The organism is Streptomyces sp. NPDC048419 (assembly GCF_043200415.1).
Classification (GTDB): domain Bacteria; phylum Actinomycetota; class Actinomycetes; order Streptomycetales; family Streptomycetaceae; genus Streptomyces.
In genome coordinates, this window is sequence record NZ_JBICXT010000069.1 from 1 (window position 1) to 12189 (window position 12189).

The window sequence follows — 12189 nt, forward strand, 5'->3', positions numbered from 1 at the left end:
CCCCGGCGGCCGTGGTCACGTCGCGGGGGCGGTGGTGGCCATTGCGGACCACCAGGCGCCGCCCGTTCTCATCACGGTGATCGGCCAACTCGGCTGTGTACTGGTCGACTTCAGCTTCCAGAGCGGCGGCCAGCATCCGGCGGGCACCCTCACGGACGATGTCGTCCAGCAGGGATCCGGTGGCGGTGCTGCCGTCTTCGGTGACTACGCTGAGCACGGGCGTGCCTTCCCGACCCGCGGTCGCACGCGGGCCTACTCGGTGACCTTCAATCGATCACTCGGGAAGGTACGCCCTTCGCGTCCAACCCGAGCCCGATCCACAGGCCTTGAGCATTGCTCACTCGCCGGTTGCTGAGCCCAGTTGAGCTGGAGCGGCGTCGGCTGCAGGCGGCAGGTCTATTCGGACAAGGGATGTGGCAGGTCAAGGTGCGGAGGCGCTCGGGGTGACTCGGCAGGCGGTCAGCCTGTGGCACCGGGCCTGGCGCGAGGGGGCGGAGGCCCTACGGTCCACGGGCAGGGAAAGCCCGCGGCCACTTCCCCAATGAGCAGGCCGCGCTGAAATGCGTCTACGATCGGGTAGGAGGGCCGGTTCACCCGACCCTCCCCCCACACCACCGGACATGCGGGCCTCGCATCCGGCGGTTCGTCTAGCTGATCTCAGGCGGGTTTCTGACGGGACCAAGAGCCGTTTAACGGCTTGTATCCCTGGGCCTCACAGTAGGCCCTGTTCAGTCCCAGCTCCAGTGGGGCGATCTTGGATGTCCTCCAGTGCCGCGTTCCTCCGAGGCCCTGGCTCCCGAGCATCTTCTCCTCGATGCCGAGATTTCGGAGGTTCGTCGCCCGGTTCCGGGCGGTCTTCCACTGTCGCCATTGGGCCTGACGTAGCCTGCGACGGGTCCACATGTCGATCTCGTCGAACACCTTCGGGGAGTCCGCGAGGCCGAAGTAGGCGACCCATCCGACCGAGAAGCGGTTGAGCTTGTCCAAAGTCGGTCGGTGGGCCATCGACACTCCCCATGTCCGGGAGGTGATGCGCCGGACTGTGGCCTTCAGTCGCTTAACGGCCTTACGGTCCACCCGGATCTTCACCTGCCCCTTGGTGAGGTAGTAGCTGAACCCCAGGAGAGACGTCCACCAGATGGGGCACGCCTTGGACTTCTCCTTGTTGACCTTCAGCTTCAGGGTCTTCTCAATGAATCCTGTAACCGAGGCGAGGGTCCGTTCCGCCGCTCGCTTGGACCGGACGAAGATCATCACATCGCCCGCGTACCGCACGAACCGGTGTCCACGCTTGAAGAGTTCGCGGTCCAGGTCGTCCAACATGATGTTGGACAGCAGCGGAGAGAGCGGGGACCCCTGCGGGGCAATGCCACTTATTTAAGAAACGGCCAGGATTTTGATGTGGGGCGGGTCCGGGTGGCGGGTTGTGGTTTCGGTTGGGAGTTTCTTCCTGTAGGCGTGGACGTGGACGCGTTTGACGGCGCGTGGGCTACTGCGGTTCCTCCGGCGGGGGTTGAGCCTTTCGACGATTTCTGCGCGCGCCGCCTCAAGGGCGTTCATGAGGTGGCGAGGGGGAAAAGCCCGCCTGGTCCGTGACCTGACGACGTCGGATAATGCGCAGCGATCGCATGAAGGGCAATCTGTCGGGGTCGATGTCGGATTGGTCGGCTGTCTCACACATCAGATGCCGGACCGCGTAATGAGTGAGGAGCAATGCCCAGATCTCCTGCTCGATCATGTCCGGCGTCTTCGAGCGCAGTACGCCACGGCCTCGCTGATGAGTTTTGATCCGTCCAGGCTGGATTCGAATTCTCAGCGTTCGGCATAGGCGGCCGCGAGTTCAGCGGAACTTGCCTCGTCGGGGTCCATGATGGTGGTGATCAGGCAGAAGATCTCTCCTTTGCCTTCACGGTTCGTGACTTCGTATTCGATGACCCGGACCGGAATTCCGGACGGTTCCTCGATGTTCGCCGATCCGCGGTGTCGCTGGACCGCACGCCGACGGCGGACCTTCGGGTCGAGCAGGAACGACTCGTATGACCCGTCCTTCAGGGGCCGAACCACTGGCAGGTGAGGGCCGTCAGGCATGCGCCACAGCAGATCCGCCCCGGTAGCCGCGGCAGCTTCCCACAGACGGTATGCATAGAATCCCCGGTCAGCGGTAACCAGCATGCCGGGTTCGAAATCGACGATGAGTTCCCCGGCGAGAACGCCTTCGTCCACGCGCCAGGGCCCCAGCCGTGCTGCTACCACGGCATGGGTCCCGCATTCGCCCAGCCCCACGATCTTCACCTGGGGAAAAGGCGCCGGATTCTTCGTCCCTCCGGACCGGCCGAACTTCGCACTCGTTCGCAGGGCTATCGGGAATATCCAGCACGAAACCGTCGATGGCCATCAGCCTCCACCGCCCCAGCCACGCCCCTTGCGTCAGGGCTTGATCAAGTTCCTTGAGCGTCCGGGGGCGATGCGGCGGCAACGCGAACGGATCCGACAAGCAACACCGAACTTCACCCAAGCCGCTTTGACGGCCCTGCGCCCTACCCTTCATGGCATGATCATGCCTGAAATCTGCCGCCGCCAGGTCTTCCGAACCTGAGGAGTACCCCCATGAACGCGGTTACCCAGCCTGCGCCCCCACGTACAGGCCGTCTTCCGCCTCCTGACCGGTTCTTCTTCGCCTGCCACAGTGCCGGCCTGACGGCTCCTGCGGCGAGCGCGAGGGTGTGCATGACGCGCGACCGGCCTGGACGGTGTGATCGGGGCGGGCCGTCGCGTCACGGAGGATCCTGTAGTTCTCCAGGATTGAGGGGGGCCTGCCGCGCCGCGGCAGGCCCCCTCATGCAATACGCGAGTGCGTGGCGGTACCGGTCAGTGTTCGGCGCCGGTGACGAAGTTGTGGCCCGCTCCGGCATCGACGGTGTCGTCGCCTGCACCTGCGTTCACAACGTCGTTGCCCTTACCAGCAGTGACGTGGTCGTCGCCGGCAGCAACGTTGACGGCATTGTTGCCGTCTCCTGCGCTGACGGTGTCCTTCCCACTGCCGGTGGTGATGACGTCGTTACCACCGCCACTTGTCACAGCGTTGTCGCCGTCGCCCGCGCGGATGACGTTGTTGCCGGCACCGGCGTTGATCTGGTCGTTGCCGTTCCCGGTGTTGATGACGTCATTACCGTCGCCCGTGCACACCAGGTCGTCGCCACCCCTGCCGTTCACGGTGTCGTTGCCACCATTTCCGAGAATGATGTCATTACCTGCGGTGCCGTTCAGCACGTTGCTGCCACTGGTGCCACGCACCAGGGTGTAACCGTCAGGTGCTGTCTGCAGTGACGCGGCAGTGTCACACGTCAGCGGCTGGGCGGTGCTGTAGGAAATGACTAGTTCAGGGAGGGAGGTTGGGGTGGTGGTAATGCTGGAGCCTGCGGGGGCGTAGGAGGAACCTGCACCGCCACCGGAGAAGGCGTACCCGCCTCCGCCGCCGCCGTAGAAGCCGCCTCCTCCGCCGCCGGCGGTGTTGCTGGCACCGCCACTGCCGGCAGCACCGTTACGACCAGGGAATTGTTGGGAGGACCCTCCACCTCCGCCTCCGGATGTGGAGTCGGTAGCGGTGCCGCCACCCCCTCCCCCGCCGCCATAGCCGCCGCCCCCTCCGCCGCCGCCGGCCACAGTGGCAGCGCCTCCGCCGCCGCCGGCACCACCAGATTGGCCGAAGTGGCTGTCGCCGTCGCCGCCGTCGCCGCCGATAGTGCCGAATCCGTGTGCACTGGTGCCGGATTCACCGTTGTAGAGGCCCGTGCTGCCGGCTCCGCCGGTTCCAGCGCCGCTGCCGCCTCCTGCTCCCGTTAGAGCGCCGCCAAAGCCGCCGCCACCACCGCCCGAGGCGACGATGAGGCGGGGATCGCTGGTGGTGCCGTAGTCATTGGCGCACGTGGAGTCGGTGGTAGAGCAGGTTTGGATGGCGGTGGAGCCCCCGCCGCCACCACCGAAGCCATCCGTGTTGCTGCCGCCGCCGTTGTAGCCGCCCTGGGAGTTGAAGCTGCCGCCGCCGTTTCCACCGATCTGGAAGTAAGTAGGTCGGCCGGTTGAGACGGTGAGCGAGCTGGTTCCAATGGTGGCTCCGGAGCCACCCGGGCCACCAGTTGCACCGAAGCCGTTGGCGCCGTTGGCGCCGGTAGCGGTGATGTTGGTCAGTCGGGTGATGCCAGTGGGTGGAGTGAACGTGATCTCACCGCCGGCGTTGTCAGTGAATTGGTAGGTGCAGGTGACGGTGTCGCCGTCTTCGGTAGCAGTGATGGCCGCTTTACTGCCGGTCGGGAGCGGATCATTGCAATAGGGGGTTTGCGCGTGTGCGGCCGGAGCGATAGCGACCAGGGCCGTGAAACCGCCGGCGAGAGTTGCGGCAATAGCGAGCGCACATAGACGCCGCCGGGGGCTGCGGCCCTTGCCTGTGGGGTCAGCTGAAATGGCTGAAGGGGCCATGATCTTATTCCTCCGGGTACATCTGGGCCCGTTGTTTCAGCGAGAGTCCAAGCTGACGACCATCGATAGAGCGCCGGTCGGGGCCCGGGCCAACCTGCGTTCGCGTTGCTCGCTACGTCACCCTCCGTCCCCCGGCATCGTCGCTGCAACAGGAACGGCACATCAGGTGCCGGTGAAGACGTTGTTGGTGGCGGTTCACAGAGGTCCGCTAGCCGGACTTGATTTGCCCGCTTTCAGTGGACTGACAACCCATAAAGCGCTGTGCACCCACCGCGTCGGGCCACTACAGGTGCTCCCGACGTGGAGCACCACATAACACTGGCCACCGTAACCCCACGCCCACCAGCTGCGGAATACCCGATCTGAGATATGCCCGATGGGGTATCGCCCGGCCGTGCCCTTGTTGCCCTGGTGACGGTCCGGTGTGGAGACGACAAATCACCAGGACGGCCACCAGCGACATCAGCAGCGGCCAGCGGACGAGGCCCCAGATCAGCGGCACCGTGCCGCCGATGTGTGCAGCAGCCGGCCGACGCCTTGGGCGACGGGTCCGCTCAGGAGCAGCACGAGGGCGGTGTGTCCAGTCAACGGCTGATCTTGATTGCTGAGGTTCAGTAGGGTGCGCGCATGACCGCAACGGCCCCCTCGCCCCGCCAGTTGCCGAACAGCTCGTTGCGGCCCTGCACACCGGCCAGCCCCTCGACGTGGCCGCCGCGAACCTGCGGCTCGACCTGGCCGACATCTGGACCGCGGCCCGCACGGACACCCGCCTTGTGGTCGCACTCGCCGGGCGGGACCCGGACGCGCGCGAGGAGCCCGCCCGCATGGCACGGGCCGAGTACCTGCGGTTGCTCGCCTTCGGTGCCATCCCGTCCCGGGCCGAGCTCATCATGGGCACCGGCCACACAGGCCGGCGGCGATCCGATCCCACGTACTCCGCGGCGTGTCGCTCTTCCCCTGCAACAACTCGGACGGGTGCGCCCCCTTGTTGCCGGTTCAACCGGTGTCCTCGCTGATCTGGGAATCCGGTCCGTGCGGCCACCGCTCCGGTGCTTAAGCTCGGTTGTGATCACCCATCCCGAAGCTATCCGAACGGAAAAAAATCGGTCCCTTGTGTGCCGTGCGTGGTGTCGAGGCCGAGCGCCTGGAGCGGCAGAACTCCGGTGAGCTGCGTGCCAAGGATTGCCGTGATGGGTTGGCGCGTGCTCCCGCCACTGCTCTGAACCAGTGCGGTGGGATCAACGATGCGAACCTCGGTGCCTCCCATGAATACGTAGGTGGATCCGAAGGGGCGGTACCAAGAGCCGTTGTGCATTGTGTCACCACTTCTGAATCCTGCCTCAGAGACCACATTGTCCTTCCATATCTCCCCCGTCTCTGCTCCGGCCAGCACGCGAGTCAGCTGCATGGAGGCCTCGGATGCCGTGACCCCTTCGTGGCGGATTTCCACCGTTCCTTCAAAATTGACGAGCCGGCCCCCCACGTTGCAGGTGACCAGAGCGGTTGCGAACCGGGTGCCGCCTACCATCGGCTCGCCCTGGCCGAGTTCTTTGAAGGCCCACCTCTTGCCGTTGCCGAAACGGATTTCCTCGAATGCTGTCCCTGTGCCGTCTGAGCGGAGGGCAGATTTCTTCTCCTCGATGTGACCGCTGAGGCCCGGCGTGGGAATGGTTATGGAAGACGATTCGAGGACCTCACTGGGTATCATGGCGGCACGGTCGACAATACCTGCTATGTCGTTGGCAGAGAGCCAGTTCTTGGGATCCTGCGGGAACATTTTCAAGATGACGCCGGCCAGTTGCTCAACGACGGCAGCGGCGATTGGTGCGAGTAGTCCGCCGGACAGCTTCGCACGGTCCGTGGTCGTACTTGTCAGCAGCGTTCCAGCACCTTCCTTGCCGCCGGCGGTAATGCCGGGCGGGAGGGTATTCCACGTGATTCCCCTGAGTTTTTCTGCGAGCTTGGTTCCCACCGACGTCGGGTCCTCGGGAGTGCCGGATTCGAGACTTTTCTCAAGCTGAGTCTTATACGCCGTGAATACCCCCTTCAATGTTCCGCTGATAAGCTCCCAGGCGGGGATGAACGCACCCGGGACGAACGCCAAAAGGCCCAGCGCGAGATCGAAGTTGGCCTCCATGCGGGCAATTGTTCCCTTGCCGATCGTCCCCGCACTGTCTCCCTGCATCGCTCCCAGGAGAGACTGCTCTTTCTTTCTCGCCTCTTCCACGAACGTGTCGTAGGCCCGTTCAGTACCTTTCATCTGAAGCCAGCGTTTGACACCCGCCTTGCCCGCGCCCGCCGCCCCGAAGGCCGGGGCGAATGCTCCGGCATAGGAAGCACCGATACCCAGACCGATGGTGACAACCTTGTCGGCGGTGTCCAGGGTCAGCAGTTTTACCTGGGCCTGCTCAAACAGCGACTGTTCTTTTGCCCGGGCCTCCTCGCCTGCACGTTCCAGACCCTGCGCGTAGTCTTTCGCTGCCTCCTTCACCAGGTCACTCATGATTTTGACAAGTGCCGTTCCGGTCTTGGTCCCGACTGCGGCCAGCTCACGGTACCTGTCGAATACCTTGTTTGCTTCCTTGACGAACAGCGTCAGACTTTCCCCCAGCGCCGCCGCGACGGACACACCATCCCGGGCACACCAGTTATAGAATTCCTCCTGGTCCGGGACCACGGGAACTTTCGTACTCAACGTGACGGCCCCAGCCCTCAGCTCTTCGAGAGATGCCACGATTCCTTTATAGGCCAGTATGTCCCCTGCTATTTTGGCGCCCAGTGTTCCGGTTCTCCCGAGGTGGGTGGGCCGCAGTTCTCCCAGTACGTCTATGAGATGCGTGAACAATTTAATGCGCGCCGCGACGGACGGCACCAGGCCTGTCAGGCTGGGTTCCCGACTTCCTTCGGGATTGAAGAGCGCAAGCTGGGTTTCCACGGCCTTAACATAGGTCCGGCGAAGTGCTTCGACCCGTTCGGCGGGACCGTGCTCGGCCGATTCCCTGAGGGCGGCCTCCAGCGCCTTCGATTTCCCCGTGAATACCCGCGCAAGGCTTTTGCGGCGCCACTTCCTCGTGTCGAGATAGCGGTATATTTCCTCTGCCATGCGGCGTATGCGTTCTTCCCTCTCCACAGCCTGGGCTTCCTGGAGCTGCCCGACAATGCCCTGGAGACGCTCGAGAAGGCCTGCCTGATCCCCCGGTTCACGGGCGGACTCTGTCTCTTCGTCGGACTCCGCGCCTTCATCCACGAGCAGTGGCGCCGGTATCTTTTTTTCCTCTCCCGACTCCGTTCCGGGAGGCGTCGTAGTCTGCGGCGCCGTCGTGGAGGTTGTTTCCGGGGCTGTCTGCGAGGCCGTCGTGGAGGTTGTTTCCGGGCTTTTATCCGGAGGCGGTGACGTAGCCATCATTGCTCCTTGCGACAGGGAATACGGTGGGGAATCTGTCCGGACCGGGCGGCGTGGATCGGCAACTGCTCAGGCATTCCCCCGCAGGACACCCAGCGCGAATCCCTGCTCGCGGCGGCACCCAGAGCAGAAGCAAAACCTGCCCCCAGGTGCTGCTTTCCAGCACGGACGACTCGTCCCTGTTGAGCATGACACGAACAAGAAGCCCCTCTCGCCGCCCCTTCCCCAAAGTCTCCTACCCTGCAGTCGCAACGGCGACCCGAAAAGGAGCACCACGGGCGGACATCCCCGTACTACAGCCGGAGATCATGTGACGGGGGCTTCGATCGTAATTGACCCTAGTACCGGGAGCGTCAGCGGTGAAGTCACGGGCCAGCAGGTCGGGCGTGGCCGGCGCCGCATCATCGTGGTCGCCCGCCAGGGCCGCGGCCGGCATGGCACCAGGCCGAGCTCGCGCATCAGCGCGCGGACCAGTTCTGCTCCGGCCTGCACGTTCATCCGCTGGAGCACGGCGTGGACACGCCGGTAGCCGTAGGTCTCCTGCGAGGCAGAGAAGACCTGGAGGATGATGGCCCTCAGTTCCGCACGGCGCTTCGCGGTGGCCGACAATGGCCTCGATTTCCAGTGGTAGAAGCCCGACGTGGATACTCCCGCCCAGGTGCACATCTGCTGCACGGGAAGGTTGTCGGCCTCGCCGTCGATGAACTCATACTTCTCCTTCATCGGTATTCCTGGGCGAAGAAGGCCGCTTTTCCCAGGAACTCGGTCTTCATACGGAGTTCCCGGTTCTCGCGTTCCAGCTCGCGCAGGCGGGCACGTTCGCTGATGTTCAGGCAAGGCTCCTTCCCGGCGTTGCTCTTGCCGGTACCGGCTGACCCAGGTGCCCAGCGTTCCCTCGTTCACTTGTATCTCTCGCGCGACCTCGGCGATGGGGCGTGACTCCACGACCACCATCTTGACCGCCTCGTCCCGAAACTCAGGACTGAACTTCCTACGCTTCTGTGCCGCGTGCTCTCTCCGCCGTTCTGGACTTCGATCCTATGGGGACCACTGTCCGAGAACTTAGGGGCGCCTCAGGCATCCTGCGCCGCCAACACTCAAGACAGCGAACAGGAATCCAACCGAGACATGCCCCCACCGCGGCCGGCCACTTCAAGCCCAGCGACTGCAGGCCACAAGGCCTACGACGTTCCCCACCTGCGGAGGTGGCTGCGCGGCAAACGTCTTCGAGTCCGGATCTCCCGCAAAGGCATCGAGTCCAGCCCAAGGGTGGGTCATCGAGCGGACGATGGCGTTACTGACAGTCTTGAATCCTCCCCCAGCTGAAGCAGGGGGATTCCTGGCTCACGCCGCCTGCGGGTCAGCGACCCGACAGGTCTTCCACGATCAACACCAGCCGGGTTGAAACCAGCCCGGGTTCGTACCGCAAAGCTTGGAGGTGCATGTGCCGTCTTGGCTCTCGATCAGCACGGCGTACGCGCTTGGTTCTCGCAACGCACGGCAGTCAGCTTACCCGACCGTGTGGGCGGTCTTTCGCCCTGAGGGCGAAACCCCGTTCCCTGCCCTGCTCCGCAGGAGTCCGATTCATCCCCGGCCCGAAGGCCGGGGCATCCTCGGAGGTCTCAGGTGACGCCACTGCGTACCCGCCGTTCGACCGGCCGAAGAACGAGCTCCTGAGCACTACAGCCAGTGTCAAATCCAGCGCTTTTGGGGGAAATGGGGTATTGGGTACAATCGGAGCTGATGGCGGGGCTCGTGGCTACTCGCCGCGCAGCACAGAGCTGGCCATGCACCGTCGGGAACGCTCTGATGAGAGTCACCCGCGCCACGGCCTTCGGCAGCACGAGAGAGAAGGGCACAGGCATGTCCCCTCAACCAGGGCCGCGGTAACCGGCGGGACCTCTCCGATACGGCCCAGCATCACCGCAAGTACAACGGAAACCTCTACCGCACCTCCCGTGACACAGCGAAGCGCGCCACCCAGCACAATCGAGGGGGCACCGTGAGTAGCAGCACACCTTCGAGTAGCAGCACGCCTTCGAGTAGCAGCACAAGAGGAGAGGAGAAAAAAGCGGGTGCCAGCACGGCATTTACCATACCAGAATATAATTATGGGCAGCTCCAAGGCGCAATATCCGACCTTATATCTACCGAATTTCAGGCCATAGGAAAAGCCGATCCCGGAAGACTGGCGGAGATGCGCCGAGAGTGGGCAGATTTCCTAGCGCGGCACAGCCGCGAGCAGGTGATGGAAAGACGGAACTCCCTGGCCGAAGCATTCGAGAAGAAGACCGTAATAGAGAAAAAGGAGATAGCCAAAGAGGAGGAGAAGCGGTCGCAGGACGTTCTCCAGCAGGCCAAAGAAAGTGCACAGGCCTTCACAGAAGCAAAGACCTTCGCGCCATCCTCGCTCGCCATGACATGTCTGATCTGTCGAGCACCAATCGCACCTTCGGATAGCGTTTACCAATTCTGCCACCAACGCGAGGATCTAGTCCATCTAACCCACAAGGACTGCATACCCGAGCCAGGCAAAGGCGGGGACAACGCCATACCGTCCTGCCTGACGTGCTCGGAGCTTCATAAAGCTCCTCGCACATTTGGCTTGAGTTCCCCGCTGGCGGCTGCGCCGCCGCATCTAGCAGTCTTGGGGCATGGACAGGACTCACCGAGCGACACGACATTCGTTCCCAAAGGTATGACGCTCTACACCTACGCCGAGCCGGGAAAAACTCTGTCGGAGCTCGAGGCCAGAATTGTTTGCATGAACCCCTTGCTGTATCCGACGAAAGGGACCTTTCCCGAGCTGGCCGATATTCCTAACATCATACTCGATCCGCTTGAATCGGATGAGGAAGAGCTGGACCTGCGGGCCTGGGCGGACTCGATGCGTAACACGGAGAAGGATCTGGAATCTCCTCTTGATCTGACCGCTGCTAAGCAAAAGATCGGTGATGTGGTCTGGGTTACGGGTAGAGAGCTGCTTTGCACAGACTGGACTAATCTTTGCAAGCGGCCTTTCCATGTCTGCGATGGACTGTTGGGGAAGTACCGCGGCGTTGGAAAACTCTACATCGCCTCCTGCTTTGGGGCGGGCGGTGCTGGCGATGAGTATTCTGACACTGCATCAGCCTACATGTTTATGACCCAGTGCATTATGCATGCAGGCACCATGGACCTATCCAAGGCGTTGAACCTGTTCGATAGTATGCGTGAGGCCAGGAAAATGGCATTGTTTGCCGCATCACCCAACTTCGTAAAATGGTACGACGCGGCGATGGCGGCGACAGAAGGCGGCCGCGAAACACTGGAGTGGGAGTGGTCCTGACGCTCCGGGTCGAACGCCCGGATCTCCTTGAGCTGCGCGGACTGCTGCCCGTATCGTGCTCGTCTTCGACAGATGCCGGTAGGCATCACACGCACGTTCGTTCCGTTTCGTCCGCGCGCGTTTCGTTCCGTTCGTTCGTGCAACGCCCCGTTGTGTCGGGTAGGCCCCGCCCATTACTGGGACAGGGCCCCCCAGAACCGTGCTTGCGACTTTCACCGCACGCGGCTCAAGCAACATCATGCAACTTCTACAGGCTTCTTGTCGGTCCGCCTGCCATCTCCTGCGTGACGCAGATCGTGGCAGTCGGCGTGTACGAGCCGGAGATTACTCGGATGATCGCTGCCGCCTTCGCTTCGTCGTACCCGGTGGTCCACGTCGAGCGTTTTTCCTTTTGCTTCGAACCAGTCCACCCAGCCCCGGACATTGTCCGGTTCATACTCGGCTCCTTGGATGAGGTCCAACCGGCAGAGTGGGCACAGCCCTTTCTGCCTGGCCGCCAGATAGACCTTAGCCTCGATCTTTCGTGACGGTCTGCCGACGGAGTCGGCGGACCGTTTCGCGTTCCGTGACTGCTGGTGGGCAGGCGGGTAGCCCGACTGACGTGTCGGGTGGGCGCCGGGTTCCACTGCTCCGAGACGGTGGTGCTGCTCGCAGGGACGGCAAGGCTACTGGTCAGACTGGGTTGGGTAGTTGATCGAGTCGTTCGAGGGCGCTGGTGACGACATGGGTCCAGGGCCAGTGGCGGGCGAGGCGGAGGATCCGGCGGCGGCCGGTGGTGACGAGTTGGCCGGCCGGGCTGAACAGGCGGAGCCGCAGGCGGCGGGGTTCCCAGAGCCGGGCCTTGCCGTTCAGCGCAAGCATCGGCATCCAGGCCAGCAGGTCGAGTGCGATCTGGACGATCTCCAGCCAGACCCGGTTTTGCGCGGTGTCGTGCAGGGGCAGGTTCCGCAGGCCGGTCGCGCGGGCAGCCCGAATGCGGTCC

The 12189-nt window shown here is 63.4% G+C and carries 9 protein-coding genes and 2 pseudogenes; 2 read left to right on the plus strand and 9 right to left on the minus strand.

Translation table 11 applies throughout. From position 1 onward, the window contains the following. The 4 genes and pseudogenes from ACGFYN_RS46855 to ACGFYN_RS46870 all read right to left on the minus strand — a co-directional run. Positions 1-217: pseudogene (locus ACGFYN_RS46855) on the minus strand (IS256 family transposase); the annotation flags it as partial. Positions 218-657: 440 nt separating this feature from the next. Beyond that, positions 658-1377, minus strand: a complete 720-nt coding sequence (locus tag ACGFYN_RS46860) for a group II intron maturase-specific domain-containing protein (protein ID WP_393872104.1) — start codon at positions 1375-1377, stop codon at positions 658-660. Between the two features lie 435 nt (positions 1378-1812). Continuing rightward, positions 1813-2283 carry a hypothetical protein gene (locus tag ACGFYN_RS46865; RefSeq protein WP_393872097.1) on the minus strand — a complete coding sequence of 157 codons (471 nt, stop codon included), beginning with the start codon at positions 2281-2283 and terminating at the stop codon, positions 1813-1815. A gap of 585 nt (positions 2284-2868) precedes the next feature. Continuing rightward, complete coding sequence (locus ACGFYN_RS46870) at positions 2869-4476, minus strand: calcium-binding protein (RefSeq protein ID WP_393872098.1); 1608 nt, start codon at positions 4474-4476, stop codon at positions 2869-2871. A gap of 704 nt (positions 4477-5180) precedes the next feature. On the opposite strand from ACGFYN_RS46870, the gene ACGFYN_RS46875 reads away from it, so the two are divergent. Then, positions 5181-5492, plus strand: coding sequence for a hypothetical protein (locus ACGFYN_RS46875; RefSeq protein WP_393872099.1), 312 nt, complete (start codon positions 5181-5183; stop codon positions 5490-5492). A gap of 68 nt (positions 5493-5560) precedes the next feature. On the opposite strand, the gene ACGFYN_RS46880 is transcribed toward ACGFYN_RS46875, so the two are convergent. From ACGFYN_RS46880 to ACGFYN_RS46890, 3 genes and pseudogenes are all read right to left on the minus strand, one after another. Continuing rightward, positions 5561-7879 carry a hypothetical protein gene (locus ACGFYN_RS46880; RefSeq protein WP_393872100.1) on the minus strand — a complete coding sequence of 773 codons (2319 nt, stop codon included), beginning with the start codon at positions 7877-7879 and terminating at the stop codon, positions 5561-5563. 306 nt (positions 7880-8185) lie between these two features. After that, complete coding sequence (locus ACGFYN_RS46885) at positions 8186-8602, minus strand: IS3 family transposase (protein ID WP_393872101.1); 417 nt, start codon at positions 8600-8602, stop codon at positions 8186-8188. Positions 8603-8737: 135 nt separating this feature from the next. Further along, positions 8738-8869, minus strand: a pseudogene (locus ACGFYN_RS46890) (transposase); the annotation flags it as partial. A gap of 1426 nt (positions 8870-10295) precedes the next feature. Between ACGFYN_RS46890 and ACGFYN_RS46895 the strand changes: the two are divergent. Further along, on the plus strand, positions 10296-11207 hold the full coding sequence (locus tag ACGFYN_RS46895) for a putative adhesin (protein ID WP_393872105.1): 912 nt from the start codon (positions 10296-10298) through the stop codon (positions 11205-11207). Between the two features lie 236 nt (positions 11208-11443). On the opposite strand, the gene ACGFYN_RS46900 is transcribed toward ACGFYN_RS46895, so the two are convergent. Together ACGFYN_RS46900 and ACGFYN_RS46905 are read right to left on the minus strand one after the other, a co-directional pair. Next, the gene (locus tag ACGFYN_RS46900; protein ID WP_393872102.1) at positions 11444-11833 is read right to left on the minus strand and encodes an HNH endonuclease; all 390 of its coding nucleotides are present in this window, start codon (positions 11831-11833) and stop codon (positions 11444-11446) included. Between the two features lie 46 nt (positions 11834-11879). Beyond that, positions 11880-12189, minus strand: a 310-nt coding sequence (locus tag ACGFYN_RS46905; RefSeq protein WP_393872103.1) for a transposase, incomplete at its 5' end; no start/stop codon positions are given.